25 protein-coding genes are annotated in these 23,510 nt (G+C 34.5%); 18 read left to right on the top strand and 7 right to left on the bottom strand.

Going from position 1 to position 23,510, the window contains the following annotated elements:
• The first annotated feature begins 1 nt into the window (after nt 1).
• Genes rbsD through rbsB form a run of 4 tightly spaced genes read left to right on the top strand, consistent with a single transcriptional unit; the run spans nt 2 to nt 3,798 of the window.
• The gene (rbsD, locus tag NQZ71_RS21970) at nt 2-400 is read left to right on the top strand and encodes a D-ribose pyranase (protein WP_317012442.1); all 399 of its coding nucleotides are present in this window, start codon (nt 2-4) and stop codon (nt 398-400) included.
• Nucleotides 401-414: 14 nt separating this feature from the next.
• Nucleotides 415-1,896 (top strand): sugar ABC transporter ATP-binding protein, encoded by a 1,482-nt coding sequence (locus tag NQZ71_RS21965; RefSeq protein WP_275008936.1) that lies wholly within the window; start codon nt 415-417, stop codon nt 1,894-1,896.
• A 43-nt stretch (nt 1,897-1,939) separates the two neighbouring features.
• Nucleotides 1,940-2,863, top strand: coding sequence for a ribose ABC transporter permease RbsC (gene rbsC, locus NQZ71_RS21960; RefSeq protein WP_127741977.1), 924 nt, complete (start codon nt 1,940-1,942; stop codon nt 2,861-2,863).
• 17 nt (nt 2,864-2,880) lie between these two features.
• Nucleotides 2,881-3,798, top strand: a complete 918-nt coding sequence (gene rbsB, locus NQZ71_RS21955) for a ribose ABC transporter substrate-binding protein RbsB (protein ID WP_144454268.1) — start codon at nt 2,881-2,883, stop codon at nt 3,796-3,798.
• 56 nt (nt 3,799-3,854) lie between these two features.
• Here the strand turns inward: rbsB and NQZ71_RS21950 are convergent, their stop codons facing one another.
• From NQZ71_RS21950 to NQZ71_RS21940, 3 genes are all read right to left on the bottom strand, one after another.
• The gene (locus NQZ71_RS21950) at nt 3,855-4,454 is read right to left on the bottom strand and encodes a response regulator transcription factor (protein WP_144454269.1); all 600 of its coding nucleotides are present in this window, start codon (nt 4,452-4,454) and stop codon (nt 3,855-3,857) included.
• A complete protein-coding gene (locus NQZ71_RS21945; RefSeq protein ID WP_144454270.1) occupies nt 4,451-5,584 on the bottom strand; it encodes a sensor histidine kinase in 1,134 nt (377 codons plus the stop codon). The genes NQZ71_RS21950 and NQZ71_RS21945 overlap by 4 nt, the downstream gene beginning before the upstream one ends.
• Nucleotides 5,585-5,695: 111 nt before the next feature.
• Nucleotides 5,696-6,727 carry a Delta(5) desaturase DesA gene (locus tag NQZ71_RS21940; protein WP_317012440.1) on the bottom strand — a complete coding sequence of 344 codons (1,032 nt, stop codon included), beginning with the start codon at nt 6,725-6,727 and terminating at the stop codon, nt 5,696-5,698.
• A gap of 370 nt (nt 6,728-7,097) precedes the next feature.
• Between NQZ71_RS21940 and NQZ71_RS21935 the strand changes: the two genes are divergently transcribed.
• From NQZ71_RS21935 to NQZ71_RS21910, 6 genes are all read left to right on the top strand, one after another.
• Nucleotides 7,098-7,616 carry an NUDIX hydrolase gene (locus NQZ71_RS21935; RefSeq protein WP_275008939.1) on the top strand — a complete coding sequence of 173 codons (519 nt, stop codon included), beginning with the start codon at nt 7,098-7,100 and terminating at the stop codon, nt 7,614-7,616.
• A 109-nt stretch (nt 7,617-7,725) separates the two neighbouring features.
• Nucleotides 7,726-8,172: a GNAT family N-acetyltransferase gene (locus tag NQZ71_RS21930; protein ID WP_144454273.1), complete on the top strand. Its 447-nt coding sequence runs from the start codon at nt 7,726-7,728 to the stop codon at nt 8,170-8,172.
• A 133-nt stretch (nt 8,173-8,305) separates the two neighbouring features.
• Nucleotides 8,306-8,776: a hypothetical protein gene (locus tag NQZ71_RS21925; RefSeq protein WP_317012438.1), complete on the top strand. Its 471-nt coding sequence runs from the start codon at nt 8,306-8,308 to the stop codon at nt 8,774-8,776.
• Nucleotides 8,777-9,162: 386 nt separating this feature from the next.
• Complete coding sequence (locus NQZ71_RS21920; RefSeq protein ID WP_317012437.1) at nt 9,163-9,657, top strand: hypothetical protein; 495 nt, start codon at nt 9,163-9,165, stop codon at nt 9,655-9,657.
• Nucleotides 9,658-9,855: 198 nt separating this feature from the next.
• The gene (locus NQZ71_RS21915) at nt 9,856-10,341 is read left to right on the top strand and encodes a hypothetical protein (RefSeq protein ID WP_260055131.1); all 486 of its coding nucleotides are present in this window, start codon (nt 9,856-9,858) and stop codon (nt 10,339-10,341) included.
• A gap of 36 nt (nt 10,342-10,377) precedes the next feature.
• Nucleotides 10,378-10,962 (top strand): DUF6366 family protein, encoded by a 585-nt coding sequence (locus tag NQZ71_RS21910; RefSeq protein WP_317012436.1) that lies wholly within the window; start codon nt 10,378-10,380, stop codon nt 10,960-10,962.
• 389 nt (nt 10,963-11,351) lie between these two features.
• Here NQZ71_RS21910 and NQZ71_RS21905 read toward each other — a convergent pair whose 3' ends face one another.
• On the bottom strand, nt 11,352-12,287 hold the full coding sequence (locus tag NQZ71_RS21905; RefSeq protein ID WP_144454277.1) for an NADP-dependent oxidoreductase: 936 nt from the start codon (nt 12,285-12,287) through the stop codon (nt 11,352-11,354).
• A gap of 572 nt (nt 12,288-12,859) precedes the next feature.
• Between NQZ71_RS21905 and NQZ71_RS21900 the strand changes: the two genes are divergently transcribed.
• The 7 genes from NQZ71_RS21900 (at nt 12,860) to NQZ71_RS26260 (ending at nt 18,731) form a co-directional block, all read left to right on the top strand.
• On the top strand, nt 12,860-13,537 hold the full coding sequence (locus NQZ71_RS21900; RefSeq protein ID WP_144454278.1) for a hypothetical protein: 678 nt from the start codon (nt 12,860-12,862) through the stop codon (nt 13,535-13,537).
• A 112-nt stretch (nt 13,538-13,649) separates the two neighbouring features.
• Nucleotides 13,650-14,177 carry a hypothetical protein gene (locus tag NQZ71_RS21895; RefSeq protein ID WP_317012435.1) on the top strand — a complete coding sequence of 176 codons (528 nt, stop codon included), beginning with the start codon at nt 13,650-13,652 and terminating at the stop codon, nt 14,175-14,177.
• An 831-nt stretch (nt 14,178-15,008) separates the two neighbouring features.
• Nucleotides 15,009-15,647: a hypothetical protein gene (locus tag NQZ71_RS21890; RefSeq protein ID WP_144454280.1), complete on the top strand. Its 639-nt coding sequence runs from the start codon at nt 15,009-15,011 to the stop codon at nt 15,645-15,647.
• 368 nt (nt 15,648-16,015) lie between these two features.
• A complete protein-coding gene (locus NQZ71_RS21885) occupies nt 16,016-16,321 on the top strand; it encodes a hypothetical protein (RefSeq protein WP_144454281.1) in 306 nt (101 codons plus the stop codon).
• A 262-nt stretch (nt 16,322-16,583) separates the two neighbouring features.
• A complete protein-coding gene (locus tag NQZ71_RS21880; RefSeq protein WP_317012433.1) occupies nt 16,584-16,838 on the top strand; it encodes an NUDIX hydrolase in 255 nt (84 codons plus the stop codon).
• Nucleotides 16,839-17,013: 175 nt separating this feature from the next.
• Entirely contained in the window at nt 17,014-17,589 is a 576-nt protein-coding gene (locus NQZ71_RS21875; protein WP_144454282.1) for a pyridoxamine 5'-phosphate oxidase family protein, read from the top strand.
• A 1,049-nt stretch (nt 17,590-18,638) separates the two neighbouring features.
• Nucleotides 18,639-18,731: a hypothetical protein gene (locus NQZ71_RS26260; RefSeq protein ID WP_394374158.1), complete on the top strand. Its 93-nt coding sequence runs from the start codon at nt 18,639-18,641 to the stop codon at nt 18,729-18,731.
• A gap of 237 nt (nt 18,732-18,968) precedes the next feature.
• Here NQZ71_RS26260 and NQZ71_RS21870 read toward each other — a convergent pair whose 3' ends face one another.
• Together NQZ71_RS21870 and NQZ71_RS21865 are read right to left on the bottom strand one after the other, a co-directional pair.
• Entirely contained in the window at nt 18,969-19,247 is a 279-nt protein-coding gene (locus tag NQZ71_RS21870) for a hypothetical protein (RefSeq protein ID WP_317012432.1), read from the bottom strand.
• A gap of 26 nt (nt 19,248-19,273) precedes the next feature.
• Complete coding sequence (locus tag NQZ71_RS21865) at nt 19,274-20,440, bottom strand: cation:proton antiporter (protein WP_317012431.1); 1,167 nt, start codon at nt 20,438-20,440, stop codon at nt 19,274-19,276.
• Nucleotides 20,441-20,827: 387 nt separating this feature from the next.
• Between NQZ71_RS21865 and dfr the strand changes: the two genes are divergently transcribed.
• Nucleotides 20,828-21,325: a DfrD/DfrG/DfrK family trimethoprim-resistant dihydrofolate reductase gene (gene dfr, locus NQZ71_RS21860; RefSeq protein WP_317012430.1), complete on the top strand. Its 498-nt coding sequence runs from the start codon at nt 20,828-20,830 to the stop codon at nt 21,323-21,325.
• A 575-nt stretch (nt 21,326-21,900) separates the two neighbouring features.
• On the opposite strand, the gene thyA is transcribed toward dfr, so the two are convergent.
• Nucleotides 21,901-22,776 (bottom strand): thymidylate synthase, encoded by an 876-nt coding sequence (thyA, locus tag NQZ71_RS21855; RefSeq protein ID WP_275008951.1) that lies wholly within the window; start codon nt 22,774-22,776, stop codon nt 21,901-21,903.
• Nucleotides 22,777-23,510 lie beyond the last annotated feature (734 nt).

Raw genomic sequence — 23,510 nt, 5'->3', positions numbered from 1 at the left:
TTTGAAACGTTATGGTATTTTAAACAGTCACATTGCGAAGATTTTGGCTGACCTCGGTCATACCGATTATATTGTAATCGCAGACGCTGGTTTACCAATTCCAGAAGGTATTAAAAAGATTGATTTAGCAATTAAAGGCGGCATTCCTTCATTTATAGATGTTGTGAATGCCGTGGAAGAGGATATGTTTATCGAAAAAGTGATAATTGCGTCTGAAATAGAAGCAGGAAACCCTGAGCATGCTCGCTACATAAAGGATAAATTCGCTGATAAGAAAATTGAAAACGTTTCCCACGCGGAGTTTAAACAATTAACGAAGCAAGCTAAAGCAGTCATTCGTACAGGTGAGATTACACCATATGCAAATTGTATTTTACAATCAGGAGTATTTTTTAATTAAATGAGGTGATAACGATGCGAATTACGATGGAAAACATCCATAAAGCATTTGGAACCAATCAAGTTTTGACTGGTGTTGATTTTGATTTGCTTGATGGAGAAGTGCATGCGCTAATGGGGGAAAATGGGGCAGGAAAATCAACAATGATGAACGTACTTACAGGACTGCATGCCCGAGATAATGGAAAAATCACCATTGATGGCAAGGAAACCTATTTTAAAAATCCAAAAGAAGCCGAGCAAAGTGGTGTTACCTTTATCCATCAGGAATTAAATATTTGGCCTGATATGACTGTGCTAGAAAACTTATTTATTGGCAAGGAACGAAAGAATACCTTTGGCTTTTTAAAAACCGCTGAAATGAAAGCGTTAGCAAATAAGCAGTTTGATCGATTATCCGTATCCATTCCGTTGGATAAAGAGGCGGGAAGCTGTTCTGTTGGGGAACAGCAAATGATTGAAATTGCGAAGGCATTAATGACAGAAGCAAAAGTAATTATTATGGATGAACCAACTGCTGCACTGACTGAAAGGGAAATCAGCAAGCTGTTTGATGTGATTTCTTCACTGAAAAAGGAAGGCGTATCAATCGTCTATATTTCTCATCGAATGGAGGAAATTTTCTCTATTTGTGACAGGATTACCGTTATGCGTGATGGGAAAACCGTTGATACGAAGGCCATTCCTGCAACTAATTTTGATGAGGTTGTTAGAAAAATGGTCGGCAGGGAATTAACGGATCGATTTCCTACTCGAAATCAAAGCCTTGGTGAAACCGTTCTGGAAGTAAAGGGTTTAACAAAAAGAGGCTATTTTGAAGACATCAACTTCTCTGTTCGTGCTGGCGAAATCGTTGGGGTTTCAGGATTGATGGGAGCTGGACGAACAGAGATTATGAGGACGATCTTTGGTCTTGATCCAAGCGATAGCGGTGAAACATGGCTCAATGGCAAGAAGGTCCATATTAAAACACCAGTTCAGGCTGTTAAGTTAGGTATTGGCTTCATTACAGAGGATCGCAAGGATGAAGGGTTAATCCTTGATTTCTCCATAAAAGATAATATCGTTTTGCCAACACTTGCAAGCTTTGCTCCAAAAGGAATCATCCGGGAAAAAAGTGAGTCAGACTTTGTTAATATGCTTATCAAACGCTTAACAGTTAAAACAGAATCAAAGGATATTGCTGTTGGCAGACTTTCAGGCGGAAATCAACAAAAAGTGGTCATTGCCAAATGGGTAGGAATAGGACCGAAGCTGCTCATTTTAGACGAACCGACAAGAGGAGTAGATGTTGGTGCGAAAAGAGAGATCTATCAACTAATGAATGAGCTAACAGAGCGAGGTGTTGCTATTATCATGGTATCTTCGGAATTACCTGAGATTCTTGGCATGAGTGATCGAATACTCGTCGTCCATGAAGGAAAAGTAAATGGAGAATTACTAAAAGAAAATGCGACCCAAGAAAAAATTATGACATTGGCAACAGGAGGTCAATAATATGAATCCCCTTAATACAGTAACACAACCGAGTAAGACGAATATGATGAATACTATTACCCAAAAGTTAGGACCATTACTAGGTTTGTTTTTATTAGTAGTGATTGTGTCCATTTTAAATCCTAGTTTTCTTGAACCTTTGAATCTATTAAATTTATTGCGGCAGGTTGCCATTAATGCACTAATTGCTTTTGGGATGACCTTTGTTATTTTAACAGGAGGAATTGATTTATCTGTCGGAGCTATTCTTGCGTTATCCAGTGCATTGACTGCAGGGATGATGGTAGCTGGCGTAGACCCAATTGTTGCCATCTTAATTGGCTGTATTCTTGGTGCTTTAATGGGAATGGTCAACGGATTATTCATTACAATCGGAAAAATGGCCCCATTTATTGCAACACTAGCAACAATGACGATCTTCAGAGGCTTAACACTTGTTTATACTGGTGGTAACCCTATTACTGGTCTTGGAGATAATTATCTGTTTCAGTTATTTGGCCGTGGGTATTTTCTAGGAATACCTGTACCAGCTATTACGATGATTCTAGCATTTGTGTTTTTATTTGTTCTTCTTCACAAAACTCCATTTGGTCGCAAAACATATGCGATTGGTGGCAATGAAAAGGCAGCCTTAATTTCAGGTATTAAAGTACCAAAAGTAAAAATCATGATTTATAGTCTATCCGGCATGCTTGCCGCTTTGGCAGGTGCGATTCTGACATCTCGTTTAAATTCAGCACAGCCAACAGCGGGTACTTCCTATGAGCTTGATGCAATTGCAGCGGTTGTGTTAGGAGGGACAAGCCTTTCAGGGGGAAAAGGACGGATTTTTGGGACACTTATTGGTGCGTTAATTATTGGTACTTTAAATAATGGATTGAATCTGCTTGGCGTATCTTCCTTCTACCAAATGGTAGTTAAGGGGATTGTTATATTAATTGCAGTATTACTTGATCGTAAAAAGTAGTATAAGGAGAGATTACCATGAAAAAATTAATCGTTTTATGTTTAACACTCACACTTTTGCTCCTAAGTGCTTGTTCTATGCAACCGCCTTCATGGGCAAAGCCAGCTAAAAAGGAAGATTTAGAGGATATTAAAATTGGTTTATCAGTTTCGACGTTAAACAACCCATTTTTTGTATCTTTAAGAGATGGAGTTGTGAAGGAAGCGGAAAGCTTAGGGATGGAAGTTATTATCGTTGATGCACAAAATGATTCGGCAAAACAAGTGAATGATGTCGAGGATTTAATTCAGCAAGGGGTAGATGCGTTGCTTATTAATCCAACCGATTCTGCTTCTATTTCAACAGCTGTTCAATCAGCAAATAATATTGGCATACCGGTAGTTACGTTGGATCGCTCTGCAGATAAAGGGAAGGTAGAAGCGTTAGTAGCTTCTGATAATATAAAAGGCGGAGAAATGGCTGCGAATTATTTGATTGAAAAGTTAGGAGAAAAAGCTGAGGTTATTGAATTAGAAGGGGTGCCAGGGGCATCAGCTACTCGGGAAAGAGGTCAAGGTTTTCATAATATAGCGGATCAAAAATTGAATGTCATTGCTAAACAAGCAGCTGATTTTGATCGGACAAAAGGCTTAACTGTCATGGAAAATCTACTGCAAGCAAACCCAAATGTTAAAGCAGTATTTGCTCATAATGATGAAATGGCATTAGGGGCTATTGAGGCAATTAATAGCTCTGGTAAAGATGTGTCGGTTATTGGATTTGATGGAAATGACGACGCCCTAAATGCCATTAAAGCTGGAGACATGGAAGCAACAGTTGCTCAGCAACCAGAGCTAATTGGTAAGCTTGCGGTAAATGCTGCAAGAGACGTTTTACAAGGTAAAAAGGTCGAGGAAAACATTGCAGCACCGCTTAAATTAGTTACAAAGGATTAAATTTGCGAATGGTTTGAGTAGCCTAAAGACAAAAAAGGACTGGTTTCAGTCCTTTTTTATTTGAACCATCCTTTTTCCTTAAATCTCGTGATGGCTTCTATGCGATTTTTCACTTCTAATTTATCGAGAATCATGCTGATATAGTTGCGTACTGTTCCGGTTTTAATCGATAGCTCTTGAGCAATCTCTTTTGTATTCTTACCATCTGCAACTAGCATAAGGACTTCTTTTTCCCGCTCTGTAAGGGGATTTTCTTCTCTATATACATCATCAACCAACTCAGGTGCGTATATTCTTTTTCCTTCCATCACACTGCGGATGCTTTTTGCCAAATCATCACTTGGACTATCCTTGAGTAAATACGCCGATACGCCAGACTTCAAGGCCCGCTGGAAATAGCCTGATCTGGCAAAGGTAGTTAGAATAATGACTTTGCATGGATGGTTCATGAGCTCTTCCGCTGCTTCTAAGCCAGTCTTGGCAGGCATTTCAATATCCATGATACAAATATCAGGATTTTGGTCCTTAACAAGCTGGACTGCTTCTTCACCATTGTTTGCTTTACCGACAACCGTAATATCATCTTCTAAATCAAGCAATGAACCTAAAGCACCTAAAAGCAGGCGCTGGTCTTCGGCAATGACAATCCGGATCATAATAACTCCTCCCTTTCGATTAATTTCCCATCATGTGGAATCACGATTGTTAATATTGTTCCCTCATTGATGGAAATCTCTAAAGTACCATTGATAAAATCCAATCGTTCTCGCATGCCTGCTAATCCATTTCCATTGTGAGTATCTTCTTCCTTAAAAGGACTTGTTCCATTATCCTTAATTTCCATGATTGTTTCTTTTTTATTTTGGCTGATGCTTATATAGCAAGAGGTGGCATTACTATGGCGAACCACATTTGTAACAGCCTCTTTTAAGCACATGCTAATAATGTTTTCAGCAATCGATGACATTTTTAGATTGGAAGCAATATCGCTAATTAAGGTTATTTCAGCCGCCTCTAATACTTTTTTTACGAGGAGGAGCTCGTCTCTCAATTTAATGCCACGCATTTCAGAGACCATTTTTCGGACTTCGTTTAATGCTGTTCTTGAAGTATGCTGAATATCCTTAAGCTCCAAGCGGGCTTGTTCAGGGTCCTTATAAACTAATTTTCTTGCTAAATCACTTTTTAAGCCAATAAGGGAAAGTTTTTGGCCAAGTGTATCATGAAGGTCTCTGGCAATCCGCTGTCTTTCCTCTAGTTTGACTAAATTTGATATGCGTTTATTCGCATCCTCCAGCTTTTCCTGCAGCTGGCCTCTCTCTTTGCGGTTATGGATGGTCAATGGCAATAAAATAACACCGAACCATATAATCAGCACAAACGGAAGCTGCTTTAACAGCAAGGAATCACCTATTATTACTTTGTAGTAAATGGCGAAGGTGGTAACCGCCAAGTGTATAAAGTAAAGGACAAAATAGGGAATTTGTTTTTTTATATTACCAATAAAGTACGACAGGAAAAAAGAAAAATACACATAGCTGTATGCATAAATGGCAAAGGTGGATATCCCAATCAAAAGGGAAGGCCATAAATATATCGTCCAGCCTTTTGAAAGATAGGCTAATCTATAAAATAGAAAAAATAAAATCGTTAGGATGATACCAGCAATCACATCAACCGCTGAAGAGGCGTGAAATATAAAATAAAAGGGCAAAATAGTAAGTAATGTCCATATATAAGGAGAAATGCCGGTGCTCTTCTTTAAAACCTCTAATTTTTTTATCATCAGTTTAAAACCTCGTTATTTATTGGCTGTCATTTGTACATTTTAACATAATTAAGCAGCAATTAATGGCATAAACGCCGTTATAATTGCTGCTCATAAGATTGGTTTATGTTATTGCATCTCTGATTCTGCAGACAATTTAAGTGATTTCTTTTGTTTTTTCCATTCATAGAAGCTAATAAACTTCTTGTCTTTTTCGTCCCACAAACGGAACTTCAAAGAACGGAGACTGCTTGCCAGTGTTATCGTTGGTACATTCCGCAGTGGTTCTGTCTCATTATGAACCTGCTCCAATTTATAATTAGGAACCCTTGGACTTAAATGATGCACATGATGGTAGCCGATATTACCAGTCAGCCATTGCATCCATTTCGGCAGGTGATAATAGGAGCTTCCTTCAACAGCCGCCTTAACATAATCCCAATTTTCATCTTCCTCGAAATACGTATCTTCAAAAGTATGCTGTACATAAAATAACCAAACTCCAACAGAGCCAGAAATAAGAAAAATCGGCAGCTGTACAAGCAAGAAAGAGGACCAGCCAAGTGTACTTCCAAGCAGAATAACCAATAATACAAGGGCAATGTTAGTTGCGTACGTATTTAGCCTTTCATTCCATCTAGCTTCTTTACGATTAAAGCGATTCGCCAAAAGGAATTCATAAATAGGCCCTAAAATAAACATGATGAATGGATTGCGGTACAAGCGGTATTGCAGCTTTACAAACAAAGAGGCATTCTCATACTCGTCAATCGTCATCATCCATAAATCGCCGACGCCACGTTTATCCAGGTTACTGCTTGTTGCATGGTGAATAGAATGGCTATGCTGCCATTTGCTGTATGGGAATAATGTCAGGATTCCTGTAATGGTACCTAAAACCTTATTCGCCTTCCGGTTCTTAAAGAAAGAAAAGTGACAGCAATCATGAAAAATAATAAAAATTCTGACCAAAAATCCTGCTGCAGCTACAACGAACACAAGTGTTAAAATATAAGAAATTGTTAAGCTTTTGTAGGCCGCAATCCAGAGCAACACAAAGGGCAGGATAGTATTGACAAGCTGCCAGACACTCGTTTTCAAAGTGGACTTCTCAAAGGGCGCTACAGCAGTTCTCAATTGTTTTAAGTTTTTTATATTCATAATTAGCTTCCCTTCTATTATTCGATATCTCCATTATAAATATAGCCCTAACATATTTGCAGACATACATGTCATGGTCGCTATATGACATTTGTCATATAGGGAGCATTTCCTTGTGAGATGGCCACTAAAACGCTAACAAAATTGCAAGTAAACTACTATGAGGCTGCTTAATAATAAGGGATGTAGAATTACGTTTCCCTTACTGGATTTTAGTTGATATTGGAATTAAAAGCAGGGTAGGGAAATCTGTCTTAAATAACATAAACGCTTCTGACATTAAAAAATCATTGTAAAAATGATTATTTTAAATGATTATTATAGTATACTAGGTAAATTTTGTAATTAAAATATACAAAGGAGTTTTGCTATGGAAAAGTGGGATGTATTTGATAAGCATCGTAATAAAATAGAAAAACAAATAACACGTGGAGATGAAATGGCACCAGACGAGCTTCATTTAGTAGTACATGTATGTATATTTAATTCAAAAGGAGAAATGCTCATTCAACAGCGTCAGCCCTTTAAGGAAGGATGGTCGAACCTTTGGGATATCACATGTGGCGGCAGTGCCATTGCAGGCGATACAAGTCAGCAGGCCGCTTCAAGAGAGCTATTCGAGGAGTTGGGAATTCATTATAACTTTGACAAAATTCGTCCACACTTTACTATTAACTTTGAACGTGGGTTTGATGATTATTATTTAATCGAATATGACTTTGATTTAAATGAATTGACGTTACAGGCTGAAGAGGTACAAGCAGCTAAATGGGCCTCTAAAGAGGAAATCTTAAAGCTAATCGAACAAAAAAAATTTATACCTTATTATCAAAGTATCATTGGTTTTCTTTTTGAGGGTCGCGATCATTATGGCTCGATCCGTCTTTAAATGAAGCTTAAAAAGGCGTGATGCCTACTAAGAAGCAATTAATAAAATACCATATAAAATTATACCTAATAAATATAAAAAAATTAAAAGTAGTAGGAGAGGAACAAGAATGATTATATTTCAAGCTACAATGGAAGATCTAGATGGAGTTGCAAATTTATTTAATTTGTATCGTACATTTTATCAACAAGAATCTGATTTAGAAGGAGCTAAGAATTACATAAAAGAGCGGATTAATAAGGGGGAATCCATAATATTTGTTGTTAAAGACGAACAAAACTATCTTGGATTTACTCAGCTTTATCCTACATTTTCATCCATTTCAATGAAACGAGCGTGGATATTAAACGACTTATATGTTGATGCACAAGCAAGAAAACAAGGCGTTGGTGAACTGCTATTACATAAAGCAAAAGAATTTGCTATTGAAACAGGTGCAAAAAGTCTTAGTCTAAGTACAGCACCAGATAATTATACAGCCCAACGCTTATATGAAAAAAATGGATACGAGAAAGACATTACTTTTTATCATTATGAATTAGGTCTAGTAGAATAGACTTATAATGTCAGCATTCCTGTAATAAAAGAAAAAAGGCTTATTTATGTTACAATCATGCAGTTCCGGCAAAAGGAATTTATTAAGGTTTAGAGAATAGTAAAGGAAACAAAGTGTAAAAAGGATGAATTATTTGGAACAGCATATTTCCCTTAATGTTGATTTAGCTTCATTAGAAATGAATCGAAGTATAACAGGCACGATATATTTTATTATTGATTATCATCGATACTTTCCTAGTGAAGGGTGGGATGATTTTTTGGTAATCATCTTATCTTGGTGGATTAAATCTATTAGAGGTGTTGATATTTCTAGAATTGGAACAAACTATAAATTGGGTTTTATGGCTGGCACACCAGAAATTTTTTTGAAAAAAATAAGTGAAAATCAAGTAGAAATGAATTTTAGATTTGAAGATAATTTAGATGACAGTTTTAAAGGAAGATTCCTATTGAAAGAACTCAAGGATTCTGTACTTTCAGTTTCAAAGAAAGTAATACGCGAACTTGATAGAAATCAGTGGGTAACAGAAGATATTGATGAATTTAAAGCTTTAGTTTTATCATTAGAACGCTATCCATTTAAGAGGGGAAAAAACAAATGAAATTTAAATTATTTGGTGCAGGGATTTTAACAAGTTGGTCACAGCGATGAGGAGCACAGTCACTATTTTAGTTACAGTATTCTCAATTATTGTGGTTTCTAATTTTGTGAAAAAGTTAAAATTCACTAAATATCAATCAAGTAGTGTAAAGGTATATGTAGCACGTGCTGTTGTAGGAATTGTACCTGTTATTGTATTGTCAACCATGGTTTATTTGCTTTTGAATTTTATTTCAAGTAAATAAAATAAGCATATATCAGTTTTATACTGTTAAGAGGTTGCGATTTGGGCAACCTCTCTTTTAGTTAACTAGAATAATAAATATTTACATTATACTTCTCGGTAATTATTGGTATATAATGGGTAAATATACCAAGGGGGTTGTTATGTTTTTAGTTAATAAGTATATGGATACATTTGTAGAAAGCTTAAATAATAATACAGAAACTCTAACAAAAAAATTACTGGAGATAAGAACATATGATTTTTCTCCTGAAATTGAGTTATTAGACTTTGTTGTTTTTATGGATCAATCATCATTTAGTATTAGGATGTTTACAATGGATAGAGATAATAATGAAGTATTTAAAGAAACCGAAGATTCCGTGTTATTTGCTGGTAGCGAAGGAATAGTCTCAGATGTGGAAATAAGTCAAATATCAGATGAACAGCTTGATGAATTTTACAGCTTTTATGAGGAAAATGAAGAAGAGTTAGCATCTAAGGAAGAAAAAGCAATTGGAGAGTGGTTTCAAAATTGCTGGAAGAATACTGTTGCAGAATCATTAAATCTACCTTCTTATTTTGTTTTTCATGACGCAATGAAATCATTCGATTTAACTGCTTGGGAATGGATAGATGATGATGAGAAATGGTCATGAGAAAGATTTTTTTGAAATGCAATTATTATAAATTCTACTTTTTTAAGTAGGATTTTTTTGCTTATGGAAGGTAAGCTGCTATTTTTAGTGAACAAACATGGTAGTATTTCTGAATTATATAAAGAGAACTTACCTTGTTGGAGAAACTTATCTTAGTGTTAGTCTCATAATTTTAAAATGAATTGAGGAGAGACCCTATTGTATTCGTGGCGAGTAACGAAATATAACCCTTTACACAGGAATGATAATGGTTCTTATAAAATTAAAGATGAATGGACTTCTTATTCTGATATAGGTAGTAAAGTTAGTGAGGAAGAGTATTTAGAAACGGAAGACAAATATATAAATGCAGTTTTATCTTTTATGAATGAAATGAATATAGATAAATTGTATTTGAAGGATTTGGAGCTTCATTCTGATGGAGTAGTGGAACAAAATGCCTCCAGCTTTATGTTAACAATGTGGTTAGGCAAAGGAGTATCTAAGCGAGAAATTAAAGAGTTAATAAAGCTAACTTTACGGGAATCCATTTGGTGTAGTTTAAGCTATAAAAAACAGTTCTCTGTTCATTTTGGATACGACTATTATATGTATATTGGAGCTGCTAATGATTGTCCTAAAGCAAGCACAAAAGTAATAACGAGTGGATTATTCGTAGAAGAATTCAGCTTAAAATATATTTAAGTATATAGAGCTGATAAAAGATTAAGGGGAATTAAAATGAGAAATGCTAAAGATAATCTTAAAGTAAAAAGAGAAAAAATGAGACAAGAAGAATTAAAAAGTCCTTCTAGTAGTATTCAAGGAAGCAAGCTTGCTGAATTAGTGGGTGGTTTGAATTGGAAGTTTACCGGAATGGTTATTCTCGTAATAATTATTTTTGGTGTATACTTTTTATTGAAATTTAATCCGCCTTTGGAGATTGACACTATTGCTTCAAATGAAGATAATAAATCAGTTGTTGTTGGGATTGATAACAATGGTTTTCGTGATGTGAAAATATTAGATGTTTCAGTAAATAACAATGAAAAGCCTATAGAAACGAAATTACAAGTTAGTAATTCATTACAAGGTTTTGTCTTAACAGATGATTTTCAGAGTGAGGAAGCGAAAGCATATGGTTTTACTAACATAGAAGACGTAGTTATAAAAGCAGGTACTTCAAAAGATGATGAAACTGTTTCAAAAGATGATGAAATTTATGGGGTTAGTGTCATTTATAATGAAGAAATAAATAATGTTTATATAGAATATAGCCATTTTGGAATGACATTTAATGACACTGTGTATTTCAACAATTATTGATAGATATGAGGTTTATTAAAATCTCACCATTTTCTGAAGTAATGGGAGCTTTTCTTATGTTACTATAGGGCAGGCTTCCAATAATAAATGGAGAGAATTCTTATTGTGTCACAAACTTGGTAGTAATCTAGTAAGGATTAATACTTCTAACTTGCTCTAATGCTAACAGGGCAGTATTCAAAAGATATTCGTAAAATCTGTGGAGGTTCAATAAGGGTTGAGAAAGTGGGGAAACCACTTCGTTCTTGGTTTATTGTTTAAATATAATGATCCCCTTTTTCTCTTATGAAAATGAAATATTATTAATAAAAAATAGGCAGGCTCATCCGTTTCAAAAGAGCATACCTATTATAATGTCTACCTAAATTTGTGCGTTGCCAATCTCCTTTTTAAAATGTAATGACAATTTTACCTACAGCGTGGTGAGTTTCACTCAAAGCATGTGCATCATAAATACCCTGTCTACTAAACGGGAATGTTGCCCCTACAATAGACTTTATCTTTTTCTCTTCCATTAGATCCGCCATTTTCTGCAATTGTTCACCATCAGGCTGCAGCCAAATACCCTTTGCCGATACATTGTGAGACTTAGCAGTATCATGATTTGGTTCACCAACAATGGTAATTAATCTTCCGGTATTTTGTTTAAGTACCTTATAGCTATTCTCAGCTACTTCTCCACCCATCGTGTCAAACACTAAATCTACATCTTTTAGAACCTCTTCAAAGTTTTCTTTTTTGTAATCAATGACTTGATCAGCACCTAAGGAATAGAGAAGTTCGTGGTTTTTTTCACTTGCTGTTGTTATAACATGAGCACCGGCATACTTTGCTAATTGAATAGCAAAAATCCCTACACCACCAGCACCAGCGTGAATAAGTACAGTTTCACCTTCTTTTAAATGGCCATGAGTAAACAATGCCTGCCATGCCGTTAAACCAGCTAAAGGTACAGCTGCAGCTTCCTCATATGAGATAGAATCAGGTAGTTTTGCCAGTAGGTGCTCCTCAATTGCTATGTATTCAGCATACGTACCGCGACGAGTTGTCTCAGGACGACTAAATACTCGATCTCCAACATTCCACTTAGTAACGTTTGAACCTATGTCTGTTATGACTCCAGCCGCATCCCAGCCTAAGATGATAGGAAATTCCCAATCAAACATTTCTTTTAAATAACCCTCTCTTAATTTCCAATCGATTGGATTGATGGATGTAGCTTCTAATTTTAGAACCACTTGATTGGCTTCTGCATTTGGTTTATTAACTTCCTGCTCCACTAATTCTTCTTTACTTCCATATTGATTAATCACAACTGCTTTCATTTTTATAACACTCCTTTAATATGATAGCCTAATACGTATTATTATTGATAAAAATGTGATTTTTTAAAAGTTCTCCTGACAAAAAGGGGAACTTTTCTTATTTATTTTTCCTTTTTTAAAATTTTTAATCAAGCTATTCAAAATAGTTTTATGAAAAACGATTGTCTATAGATATATAAACCATAGGCATAGCTTTCGAGGAATCTGAGGAGTCATTTTTTTAACAATAAAAAGTCTTAATTTTAATATTAAGTTTTTACAGATTTAACTGATTTTTCACAAAGTTGCGGAAGTTTTTATGTAAGATTTTACGAAATGTATAATCGTATAGTCAATCATTTAGAACAATCAACTTGAGGATAGTTTGTATATTAGTTGTGAACTAAGTAAATACACGCTTTAAATTCAAAATTTTTTTCTTTAAATCAAAATGTCAGTAAATAATTTATTATGAAGCCACCATTAGACAAAAGTAGGACAGTTTATATTACAAGTAAAACCCTATTACGCAAATTGTTTGAATTTGCTATAATGTGTAAGTCTTAAACATATATAAACTGGGGGAAACAAACGTGAAAAAGACTATCTTAACAACACTTGTATTGGCATCAGGACTAGTACTTGCTGCTTGTGGAAGTGATTCTGAAAAGACTTCTTCAACAGAAAAAGAAAAGGCACCAACGGCTGCTGAACAAAAAGATGTAAGCAACGCTCCGCCTAAGGACGATAATGGAAACATTGTTTTCACAGAAGCAGGACAAAAATCAGATATCGAGGGTGGAACACTAGAATTACTAAAAATCAAAGATATCAATGAAACAGTAGACATCGCTCCGCTAAAGGTAACGATGAAAGATATTAAACTATTCAAAATGACGAACCTGGATGAAGAATTCAAGAATGACCTGTCTTATGAGTCAGATGCAGCTCAATCGATTGGTGATGAATTCACATACGTTCAAATTCAATATGATGTAGAAAATACAGAAGAAAAGAATATTGAATGGTATGCTCTAACAGATCTTGTAACAGATAAGGGCCAACAAATCGATGCTATTTCTAATGACTTTATCTATACAGAAGCAGACGGAGATTCAGTCTTTCTTGGAAAAGTAAAAAAGGAATTCGTAGATGCATTTATCGTGAAAGATGAAGATATTTCTAAACTGAAGCTTATTTTCGGTTCTTCAATGGATGCTGACAGCTACGAAGATATTACTCCGGAGCAACAAGTTGAATATACTTTTTAATTAGCAACTATAAGAAGTTATATGTATAACAAAATTAAAATGGCGAGTATTAATATTCGTCATTTTTTCTACTTGAATATTATTCAATTAAAGGAGAAAGGTGGATTTAATTTTGAGGAAGTTGTTATACACAATATTATGTTCGTTGTTTGCCTTGTTTGTATTAGGTGCTTGTAACCAGTCATCCACTTCGGATGATGCAAAGGAAAAAACAATAGGTGTTACTGCAGAAAAAACAACCAGCGAGATTAATACGGAAGCATCGGAAGAAGTAAATGAATACCAAAATATACTTCTACAATCATCTTTAAACTATGGTGAAGCTATTAAGGGTGGCCATTATTTAATAACTGTTCTAGGAGCAAAAAGCACCGCTGATAATAAAGTGGATGTTCATCTATCTATTAAGAACGTACGAGACGATAAACTAGCTATAAACCCTTCAGAAGCTAAGTTTATTCTTATAGACAAATCAACTGTCTATAAAGATACAATAGAACCTGTTGAAATACAGTCAGAAGAGGTAAAAGATATTACTGTTAGTTTCAATGTTGATAAAATAGAAGATGATTTTTCTTTCCTAGTTGATAGTACTGCTGATCCTATGCCGGCATTTTGGGAAATCGATAATCTTAAGTAGTAAATTAAAAAAGAGAACTCATTCCTACACAAAAGACAGCGGAAATTACTCCCGTTGTTTTTTCTTTTAATTCCCCATTCAAGGAAGAACCCCCCACTATAATTACTAAGAATAACAAGTGCTTAAAGGAGATATATGATGAAAATAACAAGAGTTGAAGTATTAGAAGTCTTAGGAAGTGTATTAGTTAATAAAATGGAACAATGCTAGGTTGTCGGTTATTCTGCGGAGAATAAATCCGATTAACCTGTGGTAGTTGAATTGCTAAAAGAAATTGAGTATATTGCTCTTAATCACGAAGTGAACTAATTGTAACCTCAATCAATGAAAAGAACCATGTGCTAGGCAATCCAGTCATTGAGGACCTTGCAGAATTACACTAGTTCTGCCAAACCGGCAGTAAAGCTTCTACGTTGATGTGGTATCTATTTGAACTTCCCTCATTATATAGAGGGAAGTTGACTAAGAAAAATCTAAAGGTACACTATATAAAGTATATTAGTATATGATTTACATTGTATTCTAATAAGTAAATCAGGTAGTATTTATCTATGATAAGCATTAGTACTAGTAATATACAATGAAACAATAATGGCATTATAACTGAAATAAATAAAAATCCTATCTAAGCGATTCATCCCCCACTTAAGCTTCAAATTATTTATCACATAGCTGTGTTTTAAAGTGGGAGCATTCTCCCAACGTTGAAATTATAAAGTTATTAACTCCCCGTCCTCAAGCCATAAAAGACAGGTAGATGAATCCTAGTAAATATGGTATGTTACTATAGTACAAAAAATATACTATACGTACACAGGGGGATTCTTAGTAATGAAAAAGGTTAGTTATGCATTGCTACTAGCAATGGTAATGCTTGCACTTGCTGCTTGTGGTTCGGATAAAGAAGCAAGTGAAAATTCCGAAGAGGAAAGTTCAGATGAGGCTGTAAAAGTAGATAAAGGCTTTCTGAATGTAGAAGTAACATTACCAGCTTCTTTCTTAGAGGATGAAGATATCGATAGTATGGCAAAAGACGCAGAAGCAGAGGGAATAAAAGTTACAAAAAACGATGACGGTTCCCTAACATATAAAATGTCAAAATCCAAACACAAAGAAATGATGGAAGAAATGAGTAAAAGTATGGAAGACACATTAAACGAATTACCAACAAGTGGTGATTATCCATCATTTAAGAAAGTTACTCATAACGACTCCTTTTCAGAAGTGACTATAACGGTTGATCAAGCTGCATACGAAGATAGTATGGATGCTTTCGGCCTTATTACAGTTGGATTTGCTGGAATGTATTATCAACTTTATGATGGTGCAGCTGCAGATAACATTAAAACAACTATTAAAGTAATAGATGAATCTACTAATAAAGAAATTGATACAATTGTTTACCCTGATGATATGGAAGATGACGGTTCAGATTCAGAATCTGATACAGAAGGACAAACATCTTACTAATAGCTCAAAAGGAACTAGTACCGAAAAAACCAAATCCATTAAAGATTTGGTTTTTTTTATATATTAACTATAAAACATACAGGTTGACAGCATCAGTACTATCTGTCACAACACAATATCTTGTGATAAGCGTGGCTATATTGGCAAATAAAAATATAACGAAGAAGTAAAAAACGGTCAGCATTGTATTTTCGTTTCTTAGTTAAATAAACTGTTTTAATGACCACTTGTAAGGTGGTTTTTTCTTTTTACAAGTGAGGGGTTTAAATTTAATTTGAAAATAAGATACTAAAAGTGGGTAACTTTTGTTATTATTAGTGTAATATTATACTAACGCAAAAAATATATTACATAAGGAGTGAATTACGATGAAATTAAGTCATATAGTTTTATGGGTGCTTATTGTAATGGGAACAGTATTAGGTGTATATGGACAATCATTAGCCTACTTTCTTGAGGGAATAAGTAATACAACTGATAGTCTATATTACTTAACAATAATGACTATTATTAGCATCAGCATGTGCTTAGTTACCCCGTTAATCGCATTTTTGATGATAAAAACAAAAATACTTGATAAAAAATACACTCTTTTATACATATTTTCATTTGGAACAGTAGGAATAGTTGTATCTATGTGGTCATTCATTGTTTGCGCAATGTGGTGGGGCTAATTTATTGGTAAGGTTCTATCACTTAGTTTCATTTGTTTATGGTACTATCATGGCTAAATTCGTGATGCTTGTGGAAGAAACAGGGCATTTGTTGAGGAAGGGATTATATAGTTATTCATAGAAAATAGTTACCATAATAAACTAAAAGGGGCAGTAATATTGTTTTATATAAATGTAAAAGGAGCAGTATAGCAAGGATTAGTATTTAAAATTAACCAAAGAAGCATGAAGGAAGACTATCCGGGAGGACCTCTCTTCTTGGTTGGTGGAACAGTCGAAAAGTAGGTTAATTCAATTAACTTACTATAAAACATTAAAAAGGAAGTTATTTGGAGAGGTTGGTGTTAAAGTAAAAGATAATTTAATTTATGTAAGAAATACTCCCTTTGAAAAAGAAAATGTTTATAAAGTAAATGATATCGTTTTCCTTTGTGAGTTTGATAATGATGAGCCGTATATAAAAAGCCCAGATGAAGGTAGTAAAGGTTTATTGGATGACAACAGAGGAGATATTTAACCATTCAAATGCTCCTATTGGGTTAATTGACAATATTAAGGAAGCTAAAAATCTTCGTAAAACTTCTACAGATTCATAAAGTACAGCACTCCTATAATAAATATAAATATAACCATTATATATGAGATGGTAGGCTTTTTAATTTTTACATTTGTTAGATGAGGAGGAATTTATTATGGGAACTGTTTATTCATCAATACTTCCAAAACACGAAGAATTTATAAGAAAACAACGGGTTTTTTTTGTTGGCTCAGCACCTCTAACAGCAGATGGTCATGTTAACATCTCACCAAAAGGTCATGATGTATTAAGAATCTTTTCCTCGAATGAGGTAGCTTATTTAGATTTAACTGGTAGTGGAAATGAAACAAGTGCACATTTAAAGGATAACGGAAGAATTACTTTTATGTTCTTAGCTTTTGAAGGACCTCCTATGATTTTAAGGCTATATGGTAGCGGTAATGTGATATTACCTGGCACACCTGAATGGACTGATATGGCGAAACATTTTGACATACTTCCTGGTGCTCGACAGATTATTCATGCAAGGATTGAAACAGTAAAAACATCATGTGGATTTAGTGTACCGTTCTACTCATACGACGGTGAACGAGATACTCTTCAAAAATGGACTAACAATAAAAGTGAACAAGACTTAGAGGAATATCGTAAAAAGAAAAATTCTATAAGTATGGATGGGATAGTTACACCGATTGGAGAAAGTTTAGCTAACTTTAATAATTTTAAATAATTCTATTGTACTAACCAGGGCTTTCCTTAATTAGAGGGAAGCTTTTCTCTTATGTCGCAAATCAGGTCAGCATTCCTGTAATAAATGAAGGCTATGTTAAAGTTAATGGTTGATTTCTATTAAAAGTCAATCATTTGTGGTATCCTGATGCCAACTTTTTATATAGCTAATTAACATAAAAATAGCTACTAATGGTAGCTATTTTCACATCACTCTTATAGTTTATTCATTATTTTGAATTAAAACCTAATAAAGAATCAAACCAATTGTCTATAGAATTGATTCTTTCCGTACTTAAAAAAAGTGGAGAAATTAGGTGAAAACTACTTATTAATAACATTGGCAATAAGATTAATGGATCGGTAAAATCTATAATCCCATCAATACTATAAAGTGACCAAAACATTGTTAGAAACATTACTAAAATTAAAAATCCATCCCTAAAATATTCTTTTATCATTCTCTTCACATCCATAGATTAACATTTTTATTCAACACGAAATGGATAAAAATGTTAATAATAAGTTCTTTATTCTTCATTATCAACCTTAACTTTTAACAAAGCCAAATATAATTGTATTTGTCCCTTTAAAAATTCACATCCATTTACCTATATAATCCATTTTCTTACTTTTTTACAATAGAACTATGGGTAATTATGCATAATATTATCACAAGGTTTCTCCCATAATCCTTAACAAAGCGAGGAGATAAGGTGAAAAACTTAGATGTTTCCAGTTTAGGAGAGGCTATGGAACAAAGAGCAGAACACTACAAGGGAATAAGACAACAATTCACTGAGATCCGCAGACAATGCAAGATATAACAGACTTAGATGATTTCGAAGGCTAAGGAGCCTCCGCCATAAAAAGTTTTTTCGAAGGACAACTTGATGTAGTGAGTGCCTGGGAACGATTCGTTGATCGTCAAATTGCCTTTCACGAAGGGGGTGCCGGAAAATTAGAAGATAAAGAACTTGGTGGTAACACAAAAGTATACAGTCCTTTTTGGAGGAAGATCTCGCTCAAAAAGAACGACAAGCAGATGAAATGGTTACAGAACAGAGAAGAGCGTTAGAAAATATCTTTCGTGAAATAGATGACTTAGTACCGCTAGAACCGTTTTCCCGCTCTAAAATTTGATGACGAGATGATGAAGTACATAAAAAAAGAATGAAAACGCTAGACGAATTAGAAGAGGTCGACTAAGAATTGGAGAAGAACTATACATCGGTCAATTGTTCAGCGCCCTTATAAACGCAACACGAACAGGTACCGATATTTCACCTATTCATTTCGACGCGCCTTTCCTGCCATTATTGTTGAGATTGTTTTATATTAGACAGTTTGTGTAATCCTAACTAAACTAATTAATCTAGATTAAATATTATAGAACCAATAGTTAGGATCAGTAGCATTTAAATTATTGAAATTTAGTGGTTGCTCCGTTATATCGACTAATATATATCTATCATCATTCTTTAGATAAGTTTGGATATATTTATCTAATATACTTAAATCATCTTCTGTTTTAATAAGGTATACATTCTTGTTAAAGATGTTTAATACGTCATATAAATCATCCATAATGGCTTCAACACTTGCTTTAGTAACCGCATTTTCAGTGTCGTACGAAAAGAGATAAATTTTATTTGCCAAGTAAATGACCACCTTAAATTTTAAAGTTAAATAGTTTCTTCTCTATTTAAAGATTTACTTTCCCCTTGTATTAAATATTTTAATAATGGAGGAGCAAACAAGGTTGTTGCAATTATAACGACTACTATAGCAGTGAAGTATTCAGGTAACAAAAGGGATTCTTGCAAACCAGTAGCCGCAATGATTAGTGCTACTTCTCCTCGAGAAACCATCCCAGCTCCGATAATAAGAGAAGAACGATTTTTAAATCCAGTTAACTTTGCTCCAATAGCCCCACCTACAAGTTTTGTAAGGATAGCAACAATTACTAGGGCTACAATGAACCCAATCTGGCTTCCTATACCACTAAATGAAACATTTAAACCGATACTTACAAAGAAGACGGGGACAAATACAGCATATGCTATAGGCTCCACCTTACTCTCGACGGTGTGCTTAAAGTTTGTTTGAGAAATGGCTATGCCAGCTGCGAATGCTCCAATAATTCCTGCCATTCCAAGAATATCTGCAAAATATACAAAAGCGAAACAAACGACAAGGGCAATGGATACCACAGGTTCTGTAACTTTTAATTTAGAGAGTATTTTTAACATTTGGGGAACTAGGAAAGCTCCTGCAAGTAATACACCAATAAAGAAGATAACTTTTTTACCTATTAGAAGTCCAAGGGATACTTCATCTCCATTCCCAAGAAAACTAGTCATGACAGCTAAGAGCACGACAACCAGAACGTCGTCTACAACTGCAGCACCTAATATAGTGCTCCCCTCAGGGGAATTGAGTTTATTCATATCCTTTAACACTTGGACAGTAATACTTACAGATGTTGCACATAGTAGTATTCCTATAAATAGGGAATATGTTGTATTTAATCCAAAGAGTTCTCCAATACCAAATCCTCCGATAAAAGGAAGGATGATGCCGATTATAGCAACTGCAAAAGCAGCTTTCCAATTTTTCTTAAGTTGATCTAGATCTGTCTCCAAACCGGCTAAGAACATGAGTAATAAAACTCCGATTTCAGAGAAATAATGAATAAAATCATTATTTTCTATCCACCCAAGGACTGCAGGACCTAATATAATCCCGATTATTAGTTTTCCCAGTACAGATGGTTGTCCTAATCTTACGGAAAGATCACCTGCAATTTTTGTAGCAATTAATATTAATAACAGATATAAAATGAATTCCATTCTTAACCCCCTTTTTTAGGTTGATTTACAGTTTAATACCCTAAAAACAATCTGTCAATATGCTGTTTTAACAACAATAAACACCGTTTTATTGAATGAAAAAAAACAATTAATATAGCTACTCATATTTGGTGCAAAATCATTCAGAAGCTAATTATATGCGTGTGAAGAGGGGGTGAATTAGCGTTAGGAAAAAATGGAAATGGAAAAACGAGAAAAATTAAATATTCTATTATGAATTACAGCTAACAATGGGGGAGCTTTCTTTATTTAATGGAGAAGGAGATCCTCTCTGCTTTATAAACTATTGGGTAATTAAACTTAACAAAGAGCTTCAATAGTAAGATAAATTTTATATGGTAAAATAGTAAAAAGGCGGTGATAAAAATGAGAATTTCCCTAATTGTTGCAATGGCTAAGGATAGAGTAATAGGAAAAAATAACGATATCCCCTGGAGAATTCCTAAGGATTGGGAGTATGTTAGAGATACTACTAAGGGACATACAATTGTATTAGGAAGAAAGAACCTCGAATCAATCGGAAGGGCTTTACCTAATAGAAGGAATATTATTCTAACAAGAGATAAGAATTTTAATTTTGATGGCTGTGAAATTGCTCATTCAGTCGAGGAAGTTTTTGATTTGTGTGTGAATGAGGAGGAAATATTCATTTTCGGAGGAGAACAGATTTATAATATATTCTTGCCTTATGTTAATAAAATGCACATTACAAAAATACATCATCATTTTGAAGGAGATACATTTTTTCCTGAAGTTAATTTCAATGAGTGGAGAGAAGTATCTGTTGAAAAAGGAGTTATGAACGATAAAAATCCTTATATCTACTATTTCCATGTTTATGAAAGAAAAAGTATAAACAGCTAAGAACACAATTTCTGTAGTATACAATAAAATTGGGTGTTTTTTATGCATAGGATGTTACTTGAAAAATTAAGAACGTAAAAAAATTGTTAAAGTAAAAAAGGTGTGTCCTTAATTAATTTGCAGCGCTAGTGAGAAGGTCAAACCTGTTCTCATACCAGACAAGGAAGTTAGGCTTTTCCTTGTTGAAAGTAAGGCGTAGCCTGGCACCCAAAAGAGGCTGGAACAAAACAAAAGATAACCTTTCTAAACACGAATAATAAAATTACATCTAAATTAAAAAAATGAAGCACGTAACTAAATAGAATATGGATATAAAATTAGTTCGTTTCATTGCGCGTTCGTCCTCTCGCTTTCCGCGGGGAGGAAGCTGAGCCTCCTCCGGGGTCTAAAGCGTCCTCTATTTCCCTAGTAGTCGAGTGTCCTCCGCTCCATTTCACTAAGAATTCTAATTATTGTATTAAAACGTAAAAACCGAACTATTTAATCTTTAATTGATTAAGAAGTTCGGTTTTTACGCAAATCCACATACTTATGTCATAGCCTCTTTTTGTACATTTATTATAAATTTTTCTATATTATTCAGCTATTTGATATTTAAATATACCGTTATGTTGGTAATCAAGCAATTGGACATCAGATAATCTACGATCAAAGAATGAGGATTTTCGACCATTTTCATCGAATTTATCTGGAAGAATAAGCGTAGGTGAACATTCAGGAATAGGTTGAGACAATTGTTCTATTAAAATATCGATATGTCTATCGTATATATGGGCATCATCAATACACCAATGCATTGTGCCTAATTCATAACCACATTGATCAGCTATTAATCTATGAAGGACGGAATATTGGTAGACATTAAATGGGTGACCTAAAGCCATATCGGCAGATCTTTGCTTAACATGTAAATCGAGTACATTATTGTTTACTTTCCAATTAGTAGCCCATACACAAGGTTCTAGGGTCATCTCATCTAAGTCATCAACGTCCCAAAGACTTGTCATTATTCTACGAGAACTAGGATTTTTTTCGAGTTGATAAAGAACATACTCTACTTGATTTAACTTTTCAGTTTGCCAAGACACCTGACGACATTTCTTCGCAAGTTGAAATCCATAAGCCTTCCCAATAGTATTTTCTGTGTTTGCCCATTCGTTCCAGACCTTGCATTTGTGATCTTGAAGCCATGTCACATCGTTTGACAACTCTTGCCAAATCCACTCTAATTCTACCAAAGGAGTTTTTTGGAAAACTCTTTTGGAGCGCAAAATAGGTATCCCATCTTCAGGTCTGATTTTAAAATTGATTCCTTGGATAAACTTTGTTGGTGCAGGACTTCCATCAGAGTATCTAGCACGAACCAAAGTAGGGTCTTGATCAGTTCCATTGTTAATAATGTCCATTACTATATCCCGATAAATCTTGTCATATCCAGTATAATTAAGCATAAAATCATCCTTTTTATTTCTTTTAGTAGCAGTTATCATAACATACAAATTAACAGTTTAATAAATTTTTAAATTGCTAGATACTTTAGCTCTTTTAAAGCGGAAATTACATATTGCAATGCCAAATAAGATGGTGAATCCACCTAACCATTGCAATAAACCAACCTCTTCCTTTAACCCTAATGCCGACATAACAAGGAAATGGGTAGCATGTAAAAAATGAAAAAACTCTTATGGGAGAAACAGGGCAGGATAGTTGTGCGAAATGTTCCTAGTTTAAATGGAGGATGGATACATTACTCCGGTAAAGATTAGGCAGTTCCTTTCGGAACTGAAGGGTTATATCAAAGAATCAAATGATGAGGTAACGCTCGGAAGGGTTCTCTCTTAGTCGAATAGCACTGATTTAGTAAGGATGAAAGTGTTATAAGCTCGATGAAAAGGCATGAGAAATTACCGTATCAGTTCGGCTGACGAAAGCCTACTCGATGGAGTGGTGTAATTCATGGTGCTTGAGTTGAATGAATATGGTGAGAATGCGAAAAAACCTAAAAGTAAAGGTTAAGCTGACAAATTTCTGAATGTACGGGTCTATAACTGCGATACATAGAAATGTGTATATCACCAAATTGTGAGGTTAGCTGTGGGTGAGTAAGAATAACTAATATAAAAACCCATGATACGTTACAGGCGTATGAACGTTAACAGGCTTAAAGGAAGCACCTAAGTTCATT

Origin of the sequence: Niallia taxi (assembly GCF_032818155.1) — a bacterium.
Lineage (GTDB): Bacteria > Bacillota > Bacilli > Bacillales > Cytobacillaceae > Niallia > Niallia taxi_A.
This window is presented reverse-complemented; position numbering and strand designations above follow the sequence as displayed.

What these genes read in the sequence shown, in the direction of transcription:
- NQZ71_RS26260 (WP_394374158.1), top strand. Translation starts at nt 18,639, where the DNA reads ATGGTTACAGAACAGAGAAGAGCGTTAGAAAATATCTTTCGTGAAATA.
- NQZ71_RS21910 (WP_317012436.1), top strand. Translation starts at nt 10,378, where the DNA reads ATGAGAAATGCTAAAGATAATCTTAAAGTAAAAAGAGAAAAAATGAGA.
- NQZ71_RS21950 (WP_144454269.1), bottom strand. Translation starts at nt 4,454, where the DNA reads ATGATCCGGATTGTCATTGCCGAAGACCAGCGCCTGCTTTTAGGTGCT.
- NQZ71_RS21940 (WP_317012440.1), bottom strand. Translation starts at nt 6,727, where the DNA reads ATGAATATAAAAAACTTAAAACAATTGAGAACTGCTGTAGCGCCCTTT.
- NQZ71_RS21905 (WP_144454277.1), bottom strand. Translation starts at nt 12,287, where the DNA reads ATGAAAGCAGTTGTGATTAATCAATATGGAAGTAAAGAAGAATTAGTG.
- NQZ71_RS21935 (WP_275008939.1), top strand. Translation starts at nt 7,098, where the DNA reads ATGGAAAAGTGGGATGTATTTGATAAGCATCGTAATAAAATAGAAAAA.
- NQZ71_RS21930 (WP_144454273.1), top strand. Translation starts at nt 7,726, where the DNA reads ATGATTATATTTCAAGCTACAATGGAAGATCTAGATGGAGTTGCAAAT.
- NQZ71_RS21890 (WP_144454280.1), top strand. Translation starts at nt 15,009, where the DNA reads ATGAAAAAGGTTAGTTATGCATTGCTACTAGCAATGGTAATGCTTGCA.
- NQZ71_RS21920 (WP_317012437.1), top strand. Translation starts at nt 9,163, where the DNA reads ATGTTTTTAGTTAATAAGTATATGGATACATTTGTAGAAAGCTTAAAT.
- dfr (WP_317012430.1), top strand. Translation starts at nt 20,828, where the DNA reads ATGAGAATTTCCCTAATTGTTGCAATGGCTAAGGATAGAGTAATAGGA.
- NQZ71_RS21885 (WP_144454281.1), top strand. Translation starts at nt 16,016, where the DNA reads ATGAAATTAAGTCATATAGTTTTATGGGTGCTTATTGTAATGGGAACA.
- NQZ71_RS21945 (WP_144454270.1), bottom strand. Translation starts at nt 5,584, where the DNA reads ATGATAAAAAAATTAGAGGTTTTAAAGAAGAGCACCGGCATTTCTCCT.
- NQZ71_RS21875 (WP_144454282.1), top strand. Translation starts at nt 17,014, where the DNA reads ATGGGAACTGTTTATTCATCAATACTTCCAAAACACGAAGAATTTATA.
- NQZ71_RS21865 (WP_317012431.1), bottom strand. Translation starts at nt 20,440, where the DNA reads ATGGAATTCATTTTATATCTGTTATTAATATTAATTGCTACAAAAATT.
- thyA (WP_275008951.1), bottom strand. Translation starts at nt 22,776, where the DNA reads ATGCTTAATTATACTGGATATGACAAGATTTATCGGGATATAGTAATG.
- NQZ71_RS21965 (WP_275008936.1), top strand. Translation starts at nt 415, where the DNA reads ATGCGAATTACGATGGAAAACATCCATAAAGCATTTGGAACCAATCAA.
- rbsC (WP_127741977.1), top strand. Translation starts at nt 1,940, where the DNA reads ATGATGAATACTATTACCCAAAAGTTAGGACCATTACTAGGTTTGTTT.
- rbsB (WP_144454268.1), top strand. Translation starts at nt 2,881, where the DNA reads ATGAAAAAATTAATCGTTTTATGTTTAACACTCACACTTTTGCTCCTA.